The following is a 15,510-nucleotide window of genomic DNA, read 5'->3' as shown; positions in this document are numbered from 1 at the left end:
TAGGGCAAGGAAAGCAAACTATTATAATAAGAAAATATAAAACCCAAGTTAAAAAATTTTTGCTTTTTCCAACATTTAGTTATGCCCTAAAAGATGATTACTTAAAGAATTTTCAGAAGAAGCATGGAAATATTAGAAAATCAAAAAATCTAATTTTTCCACCCGCCGTTAGCCCAAAGAAGCATGGAGAACCCGTAACTCAAAAAAGTCTTATTTTTGGAAAATCTAATTTTTCCACCCGCCGTTAGCCCAGAAGAGCGCGGAGAAGCCCTCGTCTAGATATTATATTAACTTCTAGTTTTTTATATACAAAAGTCTCGAAAATATTGCAAACATATACATGTCAACCCAAAACATTCAAACTATCACGATTTATCACGCCCTCATATTAATAAAAAACATTAACAAGTACACCCAAAACATTGACACGTACACCTTTGCAATATTTTCGAATTTTTTTGCGTATATAAAACTAAAAGTAAATATAATATCCTAAAGGAGCATGGAGAACCCCCCACCCACCCCAGAGAACACCTGAAAAATTAGATTTTACCAAGAAACCGACTCTAAATCCTCGCATCCGCCTGAGAACCCATGACAACCCCCAAGTGGCCCGGAGAAAAGCCCACACATTTTTTCCAATCCAAGCCCTCTCCTGTCCCCATTTGGCGAACAGAGCCCGGAGAACAGCCCATATTCAAAAATCTAACATCTCTCAGAAAAACCCGACGAGGATCCTCGGATAGCCGAAAAAAGCCTGGAGAACCCCCTATTTTGAAAAATCTAATTTTTCCATTGAAATCATTATAGCACATAACAATACAAAAATGTACAAAAATGTACACAATCTTGTGTTATATCCTTTTTTTATGGTGCGTGTGGTGGCGCGCGGCTGGGGGTGACTTTTTTGCGAGTGGGGCTTTGGGTTTTGTTTTGTGTGGGTTGGATTGTTCTGTTTTTGGTGTTGTATGTTCATTTTTTTGGTTGGTGGTGTGGGTCTGTTGGTGGGGTGTGATTTTTTTGGGTTTGGGTATTAGTTCGTTATATTCTGGTTTAGCGAAGTTGTTGTTTTGTCACAGCCAAAACATTTATATATGACTTATGACACATCATTTAGTGTGGGATAGTATGTCACAAGTCAAAAAGTATATATATGACTTGTGACATACTATCTCATAACAAAAAAGGGGAGGTAAAAAATGAAAACAAAGATTGTTACAAGGCATCCTGGAGCCATAAGGTGGCTCCGGGCCAAGGGAATCGAGGGTGAGGTTATCCAACACCTCACACCCGAGGAAATAGAAGAGGGGGACAGGATATATGGGATTCTTCCTGTCTCCCTGATCCTGGAGGCCCTTCAGAGGGGGGCACAGGTGTACCTGCTTGTGCTCCCCGGCATCGCCTTCTCTCAGAGGGGCCAAGAGCTGGCCCCTGATGAGATGGAGAAGGCTGGGGCAAAAATAATAAGGATAAGGGAAATAGTTGCTGAGGAGGTGAGAGAATGATGATAGAAAAAGAAGAACTTGAGAAAATGGTTGAAAAAGCCATAATCGAAGGGAAAATGTCTGAGAAGAAACTTGGAAATGATGTATATAATGTCCGGCCAGGTGTGATCGCCGTTATACGACTACACTACGATCCGGTCTTGGAAATGCAACTTACAAGGGCCCACAGACGTGTTGAGTACAAGTACGTGCGTCGACAAGGAAAAGCGATCTTCGACATCGATGAGATATACAAACAAGTGAAAAAGGCATACAAGGAAAATGAGGAAGAGGAGAGAGAGATTGAAGAACTCTAAAAAAATTTTAATTTCTTTTAGAAAAAATGGAGGTGAAAAAATGGTTTTAAATCATATGAAAAGGTTTGTTGAAGAAATAAGAGAACATCCAGCAGCCGACAGCCTCCCAGATGCATTCTGGGAGGAATTAAATGCTGTGGAGGATTGGGAGGTTTATTCAAGTCGTGAGAGTCTCCCAGTCCTCTCCAATTTTGATTCTAAGGATCCAGACCTCCTACAGCTTGTAGAGGAGGTCTACGAGGATGGGATCTCAATAGCAGAGATCTATGAGTTCTCAGAGAAAATAGCAGAAGATCCGCAAAAGACACCCGTTGAGGGCCCCACCATTGAGGTGGAGCTCTCAGAAGGGGTTGTAAGGGCGTACCCAGTCTGGGAAAAGTATGACAGCATATATACTTTGACAATGAAAAGCTATGACATCTACCTTGAACCAGAGATTCTCATAATAGAAGAAAAAGATCTTAAAGACATAGATATCCAAGAAGCAATAGTAGAATCCATAAGAGATTGGGTGGAGGGTGAATAGGCTCCTTCCACCCTCAAAAAAAATCATGGGAGGTAAGAAAATGGAGAAAGTAACATTCTCCGCGAAGGTCCAAAAATGGGGGAAAGTGACTATCCCCCTTCACATCAGAGAAGTATCTGACGTTAGTGAGGGTGATGTTGTCACCCTCACACAATAGAAAGAGAGTAAAAAAAAAAAGAAGAGGGAATATGAAGATATATGAAATAAAAGAGGAAAAAATTAAACCCCCAGTAGTTGGGGTTTTCACCCTCTCAAACGGGGTGAAAATCCCTGCCATTACGGTGGGGGAAAAAGGGAGAGGACGCCAGTGCGGTGTCCTCCCAGTAAAACTGAGAAAAGAGAGTTTGAAAAAATGGAAAAAAGATAAAAAAGTGGAAATACATTATACGCGACTATCTGAGACAAGAACACACCGACCGAAGATCGTTGAGACAAAGAACAGTGAGAACAGTGACGAGGATCATGTGATCCTCGTACTTAGAAGTCCGATTGGGTTCAGAGGATCCAATGAACACAAGTTCGAAAGAAGGGTTACCTGCCTTGTCGAGGGCGTTATCGCCCAAGGCGAGGCAGGACGCATGGGCTCAGGGCGACAGTACGTCGTAGTGAGTCCAGTGCCAAACAAAATCAAAGTCTCTATCAGTGGTCGTCGATACGGAAAGCCTCACGGCTACATTTATACAATTAGCCGTGAGGGCGTTTCAGTGATGACAGACAAAGAAGCAGAAATCTTGTCTGAAGATGACATCAATGAACTGCTGCTCGGAGGTGAGTGATATGATGGAAAAAGTCAGAAAAATCATTAATTCGGTTATCAGAGATCATCCAGGGCTTTTCAGGGTGAGATTCGACAATTCAGGGATCATCATTAGAAAGACAGTGATGCCTCGAGAGTCCGAAGGATTCAATAACTCCTACTCATTCACAGTAAAGATCATTCCTTGCAATGACAGCAAGATCAAGGTCACTATCGGCAGGCTTACTTACTATTACAGGCCTGCCGGCTGGGATCTCGGACTAGTCGACGAGAAGAATGACTTCTCAGTCACATACAACGACCCTACTGACTTCTTTTTCTTAATGACAAAGCTTGAGAAATTTTTTAGAAGAATTGACAGTGTCGACAATGAATACTATTATCTCAGATTGAGTGAGCGCGAACAGAAACTCAATGAAATGTACAGTTCCTTCCTTCACCTTGCACGTGAACGCGGCCCCGACCCTTACCCCCTGTAAAGGAGGTGATATGATGAAAGAAACAACCTTCCCGGCTTGGATGGGGAGGCGGGGGAGGATTTTCATCCCCAAGGCTGCACGTGAGGCCTTGGGGATCGCAGACGGACGCAAACACTTAGTCGAAGTTACAGTTAGAGTTATAGAGAAAGGTGATGAAAATTTGTAAGAAGCACTTTGATATTTTCGAAAAACGTATCACGAAAATAGAGTATGTATAGAGTTACGATCTTTTGCTTTTAAATTTTATTTTTATATTTCCTCTATTTTAGTAACATTTTGTTACTAAAAATAGTTTTGAGGTGGGGAAAATTATCCTCCTGCTTGCAATTGCACACCAAAAACAACAGCATAATCCACCAACCTCTTGTCAGGATCCACCAAGCCCACGAGCTTATCCGGGACTTTTTCAAGCCCTCCACCATATTTCAGGTGATCTGTGACTGTTTTTTGGGTTCTCATGAATTTTCCAAGGTGTACTTCAAAGCCAAATGGCAAATGCTCATCACAGATCTCCTTGATGGTGTCAATTTCTTCAGCATCATATAATTCGAGGAGGATCCTGCCAACCATAACCTCGAGGATGAATTTTTTGTCCTCGATTTGGATCATTCGGCGTTCTGGGTCATCCTTATAGAGTTTAGGGCCTTGTACGACGATCCTCCGAATGCTCTCAACCTTTGACAGCTCATTCAAGATCTTTTCTGTCCTGTTAGCCCCTATCAGACGATGGGGGAAAATCTGCACCTGCATCATGTTATATCACTCTCATATGATATTACCCTTTTTTATATTTTTTATGAAAACTCATATATAAGTCTTATCATGGTAAAAACACCATAACATCATGGCAAACACACCATAAGGGCTTAAGGTTTATTCATAGGAGTTTTTTAAGACGCTTCAACACCTCCTTCTTCAACTGCTTCTCCGAGACCTTCGTATAAATCTGCGTCGTACTAATATCCGAGTGGCCGAGCAACTCCTTAATCAACCTTATATCCATCCCCAACTCGAGGAGACGGGTTGCATATGTGTGTCGGAGTGCGTGGGGTGTTACCTTCTCATCTAAGCCTGCTTCTTTTCTTTTCCTCCTGAAATAGGCTTGGACGGCGTGTTGTGTCATGGGAAAAAGCCTACCACTCCTCCCTTTTTTATAGTGTTTGATCTTTTCTATCATATCCTTGTCTATGTAGACCACACGCTCTTTTTTACCCTTTCCACAGACTATGATCTTCCCCGTGTCCAAGTCAATATCCTTAACCTTTAGGTTGAGGAGTTCGCTGATTCTCATCCCAGTCTTGTAGAGTAGTTCGATGATGAGCTTGTATTTTGGATTATCCACGACCTTGAGGAATTTTTTGAGTTCTTCTTCACTGAGGGCCTTTGGGAGGCTCTGATCAACCTTAGGAGTCTTTATCTGGTCTTTTGGAATCTCCAGATACTCTAAGAGTGTCCGTAGGACTATGGTGTACAAGTGTATGGTCTTATCGGATCTGCCAAGGCGTCTTTTCCTCGCCAAGAAAGTCTTCATCGCCTTCACAAGCTGCTCCTCATTCTCTGGTGGTCTTTTCTTGATTTTCTTGATAAATTGGTCTAGGACGTTCTTGTAGACTCTTATCGTGTTTTTTGATTTGCCTTCGAGTTCGAAGTCGTATAGTAGTTCTTCTGCAGCGTCTTTGATTTTGTCTATCATAGCCCTTTTTTAATAATTTTTGTGGATAATCTCATACAAATTGTGTTTGGAAAAATCGTGTAGAATCTTTAGAATGGTCTGAGAGGTTATCTTAGGCTTTATTTTATCTTTTTAGTGGTTTGTGTTTCATGGTTTTTTATTAGGTTGTTTTGTGTTGTTTTTTCACCACCAAACTGTTAATACTTGTGTGTGATAAATTATGAACTTTGTTTTTTTGGCCCTTTTGTAATCATTTAGTATAGGGTGGATGGTATAAAAATGTTAAAAAAGGCAAAGTTCATAAGATGAGTTTATGGGATATTATCATTGTGTGGTGTTACGTTAACACAGATTATCACAAAGTGAAAAAATGAAAAAGTATAAATATGAGAAAATTAATAGTACTAATCACCTTATCCCAAACTTCCCATTTGAAGGTAGTCCCAAAACGCCACCTCCCCTCCCCTTTTCCCTTTTTTTTATTTTATTTAAGTTCTTCAGTGAAATCTATAACCCTAAGCATCTTGCTGTGTATTATACTCCAGAAATCCGCTGCGAACTGGTTGAGAACATACTTGTAGTCAAGGTAACCGTATCCCTTGTCTCCCCAGTCTTCCCCCCAACTGTTCCTGATTATTAGACTGTTTTTCTGGTCATCGTAGCCCACAGCGAGGACTGCATGACCACCAACTTGTGTATCCCTGGCCTCTGGGAATCTGATCACACCATCCTTCGCGGCTGCGGTGATAGCATCCCTGAACACGATAAAACCAAAAATCACAGGCAAACCACTGGCCAAATGTCTCTTAATATCCAATAACATCTTACTGGGCTCGTTGAAGATCTCATCATAGTTATACCATGCATCGATGGCATATTCATCTGCAAGAGCATAAACGAACGGATCATATTCCTTTTCAAAATTTCTGGGGTTGTATTCTGTCCCATATTTTTCATCCTCTTCTGGGGCTCCGAAGCGATACAAGCTGTGCATTGTGTCCTTGATGGTGGCTCCTGTGTCCCCTCGGTGTACTCCCATTAGTAGGCGGTTGTGCTTGTAAATGAAGAGTCGTGATGGTGTTTTTGAGTAGTAGACGCCCTTTTCTTTCTTGTTGTAGAGGCGTTGGTAGTATTCGAGTGCGGCTGCTGCGGCGTTTGCTGTGCATGATCCGATGTCTCCTTGGTCGTATGGTTTAGGGAAGAAGTCTCTGAGGTCAACTTGCCTTGGCAACTTTTTAGTGTCGTCTATTATGGTGGTGTCCGTCTGTTTGAGTCTTCTTTCACCCTCCCTGAGGTTAGGATCCTTTACTGTTATGGTGGATGGCGTCCAACCGTGCAAGCGGTATAATCTACCCTTATATTTTATCTCCAAGGCTTAAACACCTCTTATCTGTTGTATTTTTTTCTTTGCACGGTAGTAGTTGTATGCATAGCTTGACAAGACCATCACGAGGCCTAATATTAGCAGGTCTGTTCTTGTGGGGTTTTCTATGCTTTTTAGTAGGATGTAGATGCCTACGCTGATGATCGAAGCACTTATGCTTTGTCCTTTGGCGATTTGATCCATCACCATCCTTGCATAAGCTTCTATTTCGGCTGGGGTGATTTTTTGTGTTTTGTATTCTTTCATTTTTTCACCCTATCACATTTTATCATTATTAATTATGATAAATTTTAACTTATATACCTTGTCTTTTCTTCACTTTCATACTTTCCCCTTTTCATCTCCTCCTCATAACCTTCAAGGAACTGATACAATAACATCGCATAAGGCCTTAATATCCTCTCATTCTCCCAGAGCTTGTCCCCCACGAAAAATGACATCGCCTTCATGATCTCAAGGCACAATAGGAACTTCTGAAGTTGCCGAGGGAGCTCATCACTAATATAAATCTTCCTATCCGGCAAATCCCAATATGTCCACTTCTTCTCCCAATTTTTCACCCCCAACTGCTTCAACGCCCCTCTAAGCTTCCGAGTATCCTCAAAAACGACACGATGAACTATACCACCCACTACAACCTTCCTTGGAATCATACGATCACCTAATCAGCGTAAAAAATGAAGAAATAAAATATTAAAAGAGAACAGCTAAAATTTGATTATTTGACCTCTAACATCATCCCCAACCTCTAATTTAACAAAACTTGGAGGTGAGGGGGGTATAACCTTTTTCAAGGCATAATCTGGCATTGTCTCGATGAAATGACCCGTGGAAACGTACAAACGCTTCCTAGTCCCCTTTGGAGTCTGCACATACTGCTCATAGATGAGAGGATAGTGCATATGCCCATGTAAGATGATGTCAGCGTCGATATGCCTCGTATTGTCAATGAGAAGCTTTGCTATGTTATGTGGATACTTTGTATAGGTTAATCCGTGGACTGCAAAGACCACAAAGGTTTTTTTGTCTGTTTGGACCTTGTCAAAGTATTGTATCGCGTAATCCCAGCCCTCGCTCCTGCTAATGAGTTTTGTGGTGTTGAGGCCATAGTTCTTCATTAGCCTGTCCTCGTGGTTTCCATGGCAATAACAGCGGATGTGCTCTTTGATTGGTTTGAGCAAAGCTATAACTGTTTCTATCTGGTCCTCCAGTGGGAGTATCTGGTGGTATACACTGTCTGCTAATTTCTTGTCAGCTACTTCGATGAGATCCCCCATTAGATAAACCCTTTTTTCGTTTGGGTCGTCTTTGATTATTTTAACTGCTTCTTTGATATAGTCTATGTTTGTGTTCTTTAGACCACAATGAAAATCTCCTAACGCGTACAATGAGATTTTCATCATTTATTATTTATTTTATCACTTTGTATATAAGTGTTATTGTTCATTTGACATTTTCTCAAGAAGTTCAATGAACTCTTCTTTCATTTCCTCCTTTTTAATATCCTGATACTCTTTCAGAGCCTCTGCAAAAGCCTCAGCAATCATGTCAAGCTCAGTCTCCTTATGCCTCATCTTAACAATATCCCCAATATAATTGATGAGGAAACCAATCCCAACGAGGAAAGAGCCGCAGATGATCAGAGGCGCTTGGATTTCTCCCGTAGCAAGTGTAATAGCAAGCACGCTCACCCCTGAGGCGATTATAGTGCTGCTGGTGCTTGTCTTCGCCATATTCGTCCTCATTATACTCTTGCCGTAGTGTTTCATGATTTTCTTTTTGTAACCTGGTTTTATCATCGCAGATCACCCCCGTAATCTCCCTTTAGACTCTGTAGATGAATTTAAACTCTTTCACATAGCCCTGCCTTGCACTCGTATCCCTTGTCATCTTCACCGCGAGCATCAAGCTTTCATCATCGATATTTGGAGTGTAATAAACCTCTATATTCGCATTCTGGACTGGAGCCTCAGCGAATGTGACAGTACCCTTAGCATAATCGACCGTATAATCTATACCCTCCTCCTTGTTTTCCTCATTGATCTGGACGAGATGTATGGGCTCGACTGGTGGGAAAGTCAACGTGAATGTTGTTGTCTCACCATCCCCCGTGAATGTCTCCATATGAGAGTCAAGAGCCGGTGGCAAGCTGTTATCTTCGTGTTTTAGGCCTGCTGTGAGCACTGGCTTGTATTCTACGTGCACTGTGCCCGTGAATGACTTGTAGAAGGTTATAGTAGCCGTTTCATAATCTATGGCGTAGTCATCATACTCATAGAGTGGCGTGATATCCCCTGTTGTGTTATCTTGCAGGCTTAGGTAGACTGATCCTTCAAGGACTCTGCGAACAGGCAACTCTAAGCTCGTATTCCCGTCTATGGTGTGCTGATATGTTACAGTTTCATTCTTAATCACGTCAACGGAGGCTGTTACTCCTTCTTGGAGTTCATAGTCCACGTCCACCGAATTCCACAAGCTTGCCCCGAGGATCTTCGCAACAGGAGGATAGTACTCCTCAGATACAACGTACATTTCTGGTGCGGGCTCCATCGTCAAATTCAACTTTAAGCTGCTAATGCTTGGCGTGACAGTATCATCTGTCGTCTCAAGGTAGGCTCTGAGGATCACAACCTCAGCTGGTTCAGTGAAGCTCACAGTGTAGTTATTTGATGCGTTTAATTCGTACCATGATAGCCCATCAGGGCTGACCTCATATTTTATATTCGTTCCTGTTGGTCGGCTGTCACTGGCCTCCAATTGCACCATCGTGACAGGATTCAGCTTAATTGGACGAGTGTAGATATACTTGTCGGTCTTGTATTTTTTCACGGTCTGATAGGCTGTCACGGGATAATAGTAGTCATATGTGTACTCTACTTCGACGGGTACGTAGACTATGTCGATTTGGGGGTATCCCACTTGAACCTCGTCGTAGACCACTTGGTGGACGTATTCTGTCCATTCTTTCACCGCTTTTCTGATCTCAGTAGTGCATTTTGTGTCTATGCATTCTATCTTGAAGCATATGCTCCCCGTAACCGCTTTACCGTTTCTCGTTCCTGCGAGTTTCTGCCAGCCAGTGTATTGGTTCCAGTACATCCAACTCTTGCCTTTGTCGAAGTCTTTCCTTATTCCAAGAATTCTCCAACCTTTTTCACTTTGGGTCTCTTCAGTGTAAATGACAATAGCATAATAATTATCCTTCTTCACTGGAACAGAGAATGGGAAAACCATTATATCTGAGCCTTGCACTGCTACTGCGTCCTGATCGTTTTTGAGCTCAAGAAAGCCCGTAACTTTAAGACCAGGACACTTATGATCGGTTATAGTAATGTCGGGGGTTCCACCAGTCTTAACCTTGGCTAATCCAACATATAATCTCTTATTACCATTTTTTGGCCGTTTTACTCCGAGATAAACCTTTTTAATGGTTGTGTCATAGGGTGCTTTGAAGGTCTGGGCGAGTATGACTGTGTTCTTACACCATGTCTTACAGCCAGGCCTCCATTCAACATCGGAGCCCTTAGTGATGTCCTCTGAGTTGGGCCAGGCTACGAGGACGCTCTCCACGGTCTTACAGACGGTCTCCTCCCACGTGTAGGGTTCTTGATGGGTTACAGGGACTTCCACCTCTCGTGGGACTGTCTGCGTCACCCATTGAGTCCCAGTCCAAACCTCAGTGGGAACTTCAACTACCTTCTTAGCGGTTCTCACTTCATGTTCTATGATAGTGTAGGCTTGTGTTTCGTCGTAGTCTGGCAGTCTCGCTTTTCCTTCCTCAATAGCGATCTCTGCGTTCGTCCTACGTTCATCTATGTACTCTCTAACGGTTTCATAATTTGAGAAGTCAATTGTAATACTCGCTGATGTGTCATCATTAAACTTATACGCCTGTTTACCCCCATCCCATGCGTACCCATATGAATATTTCGTCTGGATTTTGGGGGGCTTGTATCTTGCAGCGACTAATACACCAGCCTTATTGTCTATCTGCTCCACATACTCCTTCAACCAACAAATACTCTTATGATAGTCTTGCAGTAGCCAATCCCAGACGAACTTGCCATCCCCGTAGTCCTCGTTCCAGTCTGGGAGGGTGAACTCCTCGACGGGGCACTGATTTTCTCCTTCTCCGCTTGTGAGGAGCTTATAGTATTTGAACCATTTTGGCCTTTCTCCATTTGCCATTTTATCATCACCCTTTTTATAGGTTTCCTGAGACTTGATAAAGGTGCTTGATATAATCGATTGAGGGTTTATTGGATGTTCCGCTTGTGAGCGTGAATTTCACCTCGAATGAGTCGCTTGTTGACCCTACAGTGATATCTGTGAGGCTTATGGTTGACGTTCCAGATGATACGCTTCCTGATTTGACCGTGGAACCGTTCTTCTTCACCTCATAGCTTATAGACCCCTCTGGGATGCTCGTCTTCAAATCAAGGTATCCGAGGTTGTTCCCCACACCAACCTCCGAACCAGAGAGCGTATATGAGACTGTCCCGGATGCTGGTACCTTGTAGTAGACGGTTACCTTTATACAGTCAACGTAGAATGTTGCACCCGCAGAATAGTTGTTCTTCGCTGACAAATCAACATAGAGAGTGTTTATATTGGAGGGTGTCACATTAGATAAGCCCCATAAGTCAGTAGATCCTCCATATGTTTTAGTGGCGTAGGATTGTGGCCAGTAGGTGCTCGTATCAGCCTTATTCGTTGAATTAGTGCCTCCTACGTTGATCCTTACGAGTTGGTCGACCCTGTTAACGGTACCGGATTGTCTGCGTCTTATATTCACGACTATCCCCGTGATCCGGGCGTTTGATGGGACTCCAAAGCTATAGCCGGATGCTCTGAGGATGTCAGTGTAACATACCTTCGCTGCACTGTCCGCTGCTGCACCGTAATCATTACAGCCATCCGTTAGGCGTGAAAGGTAGTACCAGTACCCGAATCCGCTCCCACAGTTTGTGTAGGATACGTTTGTGGCTGAGGTGGGTTGTTTCGCCCCGGTGTTGGTTGAGGTTGGATCTCCCGTCGTTATAACGGCACTTGTCCCTGTTCCGCTGATGACGATGCTACCCGACTTGCTCAAACTGTTGAATTGGGTGTCGGTGTCGTATGTTCGTATGTATGCGATTGCAGAGTATGAGTATGAATCAGAGAATTTACCGGTCTCAGAGTCAACGCCAGTCGCACTCGTCGTTGTCAAGGATTCTGAGAATTTAGAGACGTCCGCAACAGCATTAGAGGTTGTAGTATCTGCTGTTGAGATGGTGTCAGATGATTTGAATGATTCAGTTGCAAGCTCACAACTCACGGTCTCTGAGACATAATCGCTTGCCTTGAAGGTCTCAGGGACAACGTCAGCCACGCTGGAATCTGATAGCATATCAGAGAATTTCGAGATCTCGACGGGAATGTCTGAGGTTGTGGTGTCTGCAGATGATATATCATCGACTGTAATAAATTCTTCATATTCTCTCATACCGAATAGGGTGTCATCCACATCCGAATCAAATATGACAGTGTCAGTGATACTCACCTCTATGGGCACTTCAAAGAAAAACTTCTTACTCAAACTAATATCTCTCAAGAATTCTTCATATTTCTCAGAATCAAATAAAACATTCAATGGGATCTTCTCAGGGTCAAGATAAACTATATAAGTGCTTGCATTCCTATCCTTCGTAGCCATCTCATATGAGCCCACATCACCCTCGGATTGGAATACTTGTTCGGTTTGGTTCTGTCGGCTGAGTACACGCCAGTACCCTACGATATCAGGGATTACAGTCAGCCACTTATAAAACTCAGCGTATATAAGGCCTCGATCTTGGAAAATCCTAAGGTAATCCTTTATCCGCTGCATATAATAGTAATCAGGTTCTATGCTCTGATTATGAAATTTAGGATATGCCAAGTGGAGATTTTCATTATCCACGGGCTTCAAGCGTAGCCTTGGGATATTATGTAGTTTCCCAAGCCTGTCTAATACAGGGTCGGGTTGATATGCTCCCGTCTCATCATAGGATTCGGGTATGCCCTTCTCATAGGTGTTCCCATGATAATCTTCGACTTTCAAGAGATAGCGGTGATCTGGGATAATATCATATGTTTCACGCTGTATTGATTCAACGAATATGTTCACACCCTTTTCTAACTTCCCACTATCATATATTTTCCAGCCATCCTCATACACCTTCACCCGCATTATGTCCTTGAGTGATACCTTGAAGTTGATAGTGTATGAATGTGGTTGGTCTTGCTCCCTCCAAATCAAAAGAGGCCTATCAAGGTCTATCAATGTCATAGCGAGTCGAGTGTCCCTGTCAGCGTCCTGGAGTGGCTTGGCGACTATCTTTTGATGAGTCCTCGCCTGTGATATGACTTCTTCCTTCAGGAAGAGTGGGAGTTTCTCTATCAGTCGTTTGGCCACTGGATCATAGTCCTTATCAAACATGGGCTATCACACCCTCACTACATTCACAGCGACATCCTTTAAGACTGCTCTTTCCTCAGCGGCGAATCTTATAGGCTTGTCAGGGTAGGTTATCTCAACGTTTTCAAGCTCAGTTATCTCATCTAATAGAAACTTCGTAAGACGTGAGGGGTACAATGTTCGGCCTATTCCAAGCCCATAATAGTAATTGCCGTTCTCTCGTATCCCCCCATTGACGTAAGTCCTCACAGCACGCTCTACTCTGTCCTCGAGGATTGGGATGAACGCATCCATGATCCTCTCGGTTGAAACTTCAACCTCAAGGGTAATGGTGATCGGAACTTCTTTCACACCCACCACATACACATATTCGTCGAGTAGTTGTGCTCTCCCTTGAAGTTCATCCTTCACATACTCAATGACAGGCTCATAGGGTGGATCTACTACAACCTTCACGGAGCCGGGCCCTGCGAACTGGGGCTCGATCTTAAAATCCCTCAATCCCGCAACTTGCTTCAGAGCGTTCTCATATGATGATTTCGTCCCACGTGTGGCGTGCATTGGCCATTGTGAGAGTCTCGTTCTGTATTCTTCGTCTGTTTCTGGTGGATTTCCCCCGGTTGATGCTTCGGGGTTGTATACGCGGTCGATGTACATGCTGAGGTTCTCATCAAGTAGCTGTGTAAGTTCCATCACCCCTACTCTTGAATCTGGGCCTTTAACGAGACTCTGAGCGTACGTCTGAGTTTTTAGCTCCCCTACTTCGATTTCCGCTGGTCTAATGACTTGATAGTCAACTGGCGTCTCTGTTTCACTTCTTAGTCTTGTCCCAAATGGGATTTTTATTGTCTCTGTAGCTGGCTCATTTCGCTCAAAAATCACGGGGACGAGTGATGGTGTCGCCTCAAGCCTTGGGAGGCCAACAAGTGACCCTATCCTGTTTAGCATGGCAGTATCTGCGTTGTCGAGGTCGAATTTGTTGAAGAAGTCCTCGAGTACAGTGTAGTACTGTGATAGGATCGTTGAGTACGTTGCGAATAGTAGGATGAGGTTGTTTTCTATCGCATCTCCTCTGTGAATCCTGTCGAGGAACTTCGTGTCCTCTGAGATGAGGCCTCGTCTGTAGGCCTCGAGTATGAGGTCATGTAGTATGTCGACCTCATCTCTTCTCTCTATCATATATGATCACTCTATTACAAGTGTTATTTGCTCGGATGGTTCATCTACGGGTTTTATCTGGGCTGTTACGTGAAGTTTCTCGTCCATTCTCTCAATGTAGAGTCCATCCACTCTCTCTATTCTATCCATTTCCTCGAGGGCTTGTATGATGTAGCCTTCGAGTTTGGACATGGTCATTGGCGTTTCAACCTCGTAGATGAGCTCGTAGACTCTGTCACCCCATTCCTCATAGGGGAAATAATCCAGTTCACCGTATATTGTCAAGAGCTTGAGTATTATCCCCGAGATGAGACTCTTCACATCATCGACGAGGTTGTATTCCTCCTCTTTGAAGTCGAAGTCATAATAGGTGTAGTCGAAGATGTCGAGACTCTCCTTGACATCGTATCCCTTGAATGTTGACTCTTCCCACCATTCTTGACTGGTGAAACCCTCTCCTACGACTTCCTCGTCGTCTTCGATTGTTTGCGGTTCTGTTGAACCCTCCCAGAGTATTACTGCATAGTCCTTTGGTATGAGGTCGATGTTTTTGTCAAACCTCTTATTAGTCATCATACCCACCATATTTAATATTCTGTCCCATTGATCTTTACACTACCATTAATCTCTATTCCATCCTGTGAGATCCGAATGCTGTTAGATCCGCTTGTCAGGGTTATAGTGTCCTTCTCCACTTGAACGCTCGCACCATAGACATTCTTCAAGTTTATAACTGCATGATCTTCCATATCCTCAATATTTATCTGCGAGTCCTTAAATTCGATTATAACACCATTTGTGAGAGTGTCCCATGTTGTGATCTGATGATCAGGCCTCGCAACGAATCCTACGATGTAACGACCCTTCTCCTCAGCCATACCCTCAACTGCAACTGTCAGAGCGTAAACCTCGCCATCTGGGATGATATAATAGCCATTGTCATCATATCCTTCGTCCTTCTTTGGAGGGATGTACGTGAGTAGTGTATTATCGTCGAAGAATGAGAATGCTATCTTCGCAGTCCAACCACCAAAGTTCCTCTCGCCGAGATACTTGTAGGGTGTTATCAGCGCCTCTTGCTTGTATGGATAGATCTTTTCAACCCGCGCGAGGCGAATATAAATGTCACGCTTGTCGATTGCGGGTTTTCCGGGCCTGTCCACGAGTCTTCCACCCATCGCATGCCTTAGAAGCTCCTCAACATATCCAGGATCTATTACACGAGTCAAGGTTTATCACCTCACACTCAGAAGTAGTTCTTCACGACCATGTAAGGCTTAGACCAGGTGAAGCC

18 protein-coding genes are annotated in these 15,510 nt (G+C 43.4%); 6 read left to right on the top strand and 12 right to left on the bottom strand.

Going from position 1 to position 15,510, the window contains the following annotated elements:
- Nucleotides 1-1,199 precede the first annotated feature (1,199 nt).
- The 6 genes from csx16 to H5T41_09885 all read left to right on the top strand — a co-directional run bounded on the left by csx16 (nt 1,200) and on the right by H5T41_09885 (nt 3,729).
- Complete coding sequence (gene csx16 / locus H5T41_09910; GenBank protein MBC7109077.1) at nt 1,200-1,505, top strand: CRISPR-associated protein Csx16; 306 nt, start codon at nt 1,200-1,202, stop codon at nt 1,503-1,505.
- The gene (locus H5T41_09905) at nt 1,502-1,801 is read left to right on the top strand and encodes a hypothetical protein (GenBank protein MBC7109076.1); all 300 of its coding nucleotides are present in this window, start codon (nt 1,502-1,504) and stop codon (nt 1,799-1,801) included. The genes csx16 and H5T41_09905 overlap by 4 nt, the downstream gene beginning before the upstream one ends.
- Nucleotides 1,767-2,327 carry a hypothetical protein gene (locus H5T41_09900; protein MBC7109075.1) on the top strand — a complete coding sequence of 187 codons (561 nt, stop codon included), beginning with the start codon at nt 1,767-1,769 and terminating at the stop codon, nt 2,325-2,327. The genes H5T41_09905 and H5T41_09900 overlap by 35 nt, the downstream gene beginning before the upstream one ends.
- 188 nt (nt 2,328-2,515) lie before the next feature.
- Complete coding sequence (locus tag H5T41_09895) at nt 2,516-3,103, top strand: hypothetical protein (protein MBC7109074.1); 588 nt, start codon at nt 2,516-2,518, stop codon at nt 3,101-3,103.
- A gap of 1 nt (nt 3,104) precedes the next feature.
- Nucleotides 3,105-3,563: a hypothetical protein gene (locus H5T41_09890; protein ID MBC7109073.1), complete on the top strand. Its 459-nt coding sequence runs from the start codon at nt 3,105-3,107 to the stop codon at nt 3,561-3,563.
- Between the two features lie 10 nt (nt 3,564-3,573).
- Nucleotides 3,574-3,729 carry an AbrB/MazE/SpoVT family DNA-binding domain-containing protein gene (locus tag H5T41_09885; protein MBC7109072.1) on the top strand — a complete coding sequence of 52 codons (156 nt, stop codon included), beginning with the start codon at nt 3,574-3,576 and terminating at the stop codon, nt 3,727-3,729.
- Between the two features lie 143 nt (nt 3,730-3,872).
- On the opposite strand, the gene mcrD is transcribed toward H5T41_09885, so the two are convergent.
- The 12 genes from mcrD to H5T41_09825 all read right to left on the bottom strand — a co-directional run bounded on the left by mcrD (nt 3,873) and on the right by H5T41_09825 (nt 15,445).
- Entirely contained in the window at nt 3,873-4,316 is a 444-nt protein-coding gene (mcrD, locus tag H5T41_09880) for a methyl-coenzyme M reductase operon protein D (GenBank protein MBC7109071.1), read from the bottom strand.
- A 124-nt stretch (nt 4,317-4,440) separates the two neighbouring features.
- Entirely contained in the window at nt 4,441-5,256 is an 816-nt protein-coding gene (locus H5T41_09875; GenBank protein ID MBC7109070.1) for a tyrosine-type recombinase/integrase, read from the bottom strand.
- 463 nt (nt 5,257-5,719) lie between these two features.
- Nucleotides 5,720-6,607, bottom strand: a complete 888-nt coding sequence (locus H5T41_09870) for a C1 family peptidase (protein MBC7109069.1) — start codon at nt 6,605-6,607, stop codon at nt 5,720-5,722.
- Nucleotides 6,608-6,610: 3 nt separating this feature from the next.
- Nucleotides 6,611-6,865 (bottom strand): hypothetical protein, encoded by a 255-nt coding sequence (locus H5T41_09865; protein ID MBC7109068.1) that lies wholly within the window; start codon nt 6,863-6,865, stop codon nt 6,611-6,613.
- Between the two features lie 44 nt (nt 6,866-6,909).
- Nucleotides 6,910-7,272 (bottom strand): hypothetical protein, encoded by a 363-nt coding sequence (locus tag H5T41_09860; GenBank protein MBC7109067.1) that lies wholly within the window; start codon nt 7,270-7,272, stop codon nt 6,910-6,912.
- 54 nt (nt 7,273-7,326) lie between these two features.
- Nucleotides 7,327-8,022, bottom strand: a complete 696-nt coding sequence (locus H5T41_09855; protein MBC7109066.1) for a metallophosphoesterase — start codon at nt 8,020-8,022, stop codon at nt 7,327-7,329.
- A 33-nt stretch (nt 8,023-8,055) separates the two neighbouring features.
- Entirely contained in the window at nt 8,056-8,418 is a 363-nt protein-coding gene (locus H5T41_09850) for a hypothetical protein (protein ID MBC7109065.1), read from the bottom strand.
- A 25-nt stretch (nt 8,419-8,443) separates the two neighbouring features.
- The gene (locus H5T41_09845) at nt 8,444-10,807 is read right to left on the bottom strand and encodes a hypothetical protein (protein ID MBC7109064.1); all 2,364 of its coding nucleotides are present in this window, start codon (nt 10,805-10,807) and stop codon (nt 8,444-8,446) included.
- Nucleotides 10,808-10,823: 16 nt separating this feature from the next.
- Nucleotides 10,824-13,079, bottom strand: a complete 2,256-nt coding sequence (locus H5T41_09840) for a hypothetical protein (protein MBC7109063.1) — start codon at nt 13,077-13,079, stop codon at nt 10,824-10,826.
- Nucleotides 13,080-13,085: 6 nt separating this feature from the next.
- The gene (locus tag H5T41_09835) at nt 13,086-14,237 is read right to left on the bottom strand and encodes a baseplate J/gp47 family protein (protein MBC7109062.1); all 1,152 of its coding nucleotides are present in this window, start codon (nt 14,235-14,237) and stop codon (nt 13,086-13,088) included.
- Nucleotides 14,238-14,243: 6 nt separating this feature from the next.
- Nucleotides 14,244-14,789: a hypothetical protein gene (locus tag H5T41_09830; GenBank protein ID MBC7109061.1), complete on the bottom strand. Its 546-nt coding sequence runs from the start codon at nt 14,787-14,789 to the stop codon at nt 14,244-14,246.
- Nucleotides 14,790-14,803: 14 nt separating this feature from the next.
- Nucleotides 14,804-15,445 (bottom strand): hypothetical protein, encoded by a 642-nt coding sequence (locus H5T41_09825; GenBank protein MBC7109060.1) that lies wholly within the window; start codon nt 15,443-15,445, stop codon nt 14,804-14,806.
- Between the last annotated feature and the right edge of the window lie 65 nt (nt 15,446-15,510).

The organism is Methanomassiliicoccales archaeon, from assembly GCA_014361295.1.
Lineage (GTDB): Archaea > Thermoplasmatota > Thermoplasmata > Methanomassiliicoccales > JACIVX01 > JACIVX01.
This window is presented reverse-complemented; position numbering and strand designations above follow the sequence as displayed.

Coding starts and splice junctions, on each gene's coding strand:
- H5T41_09845 (MBC7109064.1), bottom strand. CDS start 10,807: ATGGCAAATGGAGAAAGGCCAAAATGGTTCAAATACTATAAGCTCCTC.
- H5T41_09895 (MBC7109074.1), top strand. CDS start 2,516: ATGAAGATATATGAAATAAAAGAGGAAAAAATTAAACCCCCAGTAGTT.
- H5T41_09850 (MBC7109065.1), bottom strand. CDS start 8,418: ATGATAAAACCAGGTTACAAAAAGAAAATCATGAAACACTACGGCAAG.
- H5T41_09830 (MBC7109061.1), bottom strand. CDS start 14,789: ATGACTAATAAGAGGTTTGACAAAAACATCGACCTCATACCAAAGGAC.
- H5T41_09840 (MBC7109063.1), bottom strand. CDS start 13,079: ATGTTTGATAAGGACTATGATCCAGTGGCCAAACGACTGATAGAGAAA.
- H5T41_09860 (MBC7109067.1), bottom strand. CDS start 7,272: ATGATTCCAAGGAAGGTTGTAGTGGGTGGTATAGTTCATCGTGTCGTT.
- csx16 (MBC7109077.1), top strand. CDS start 1,200: ATGAAAACAAAGATTGTTACAAGGCATCCTGGAGCCATAAGGTGGCTC.
- H5T41_09855 (MBC7109066.1), bottom strand. CDS start 8,022: ATGATGAAAATCTCATTGTACGCGTTAGGAGATTTTCATTGTGGTCTA.
- H5T41_09900 (MBC7109075.1), top strand. CDS start 1,767: ATGAGGAAGAGGAGAGAGAGATTGAAGAACTCTAAAAAAATTTTAATT.
- mcrD (MBC7109071.1), bottom strand. CDS start 4,316: ATGATGCAGGTGCAGATTTTCCCCCATCGTCTGATAGGGGCTAACAGG.
- H5T41_09835 (MBC7109062.1), bottom strand. CDS start 14,237: ATGATAGAGAGAAGAGATGAGGTCGACATACTACATGACCTCATACTC.
- H5T41_09905 (MBC7109076.1), top strand. CDS start 1,502: ATGATGATAGAAAAAGAAGAACTTGAGAAAATGGTTGAAAAAGCCATA.
- H5T41_09890 (MBC7109073.1), top strand. CDS start 3,105: ATGATGGAAAAAGTCAGAAAAATCATTAATTCGGTTATCAGAGATCAT.
- H5T41_09875 (MBC7109070.1), bottom strand. CDS start 5,256: ATGATAGACAAAATCAAAGACGCTGCAGAAGAACTACTATACGACTTC.
- H5T41_09865 (MBC7109068.1), bottom strand. CDS start 6,865: ATGAAAGAATACAAAACACAAAAAATCACCCCAGCCGAAATAGAAGCT.
- H5T41_09885 (MBC7109072.1), top strand. CDS start 3,574: ATGATGAAAGAAACAACCTTCCCGGCTTGGATGGGGAGGCGGGGGAGG.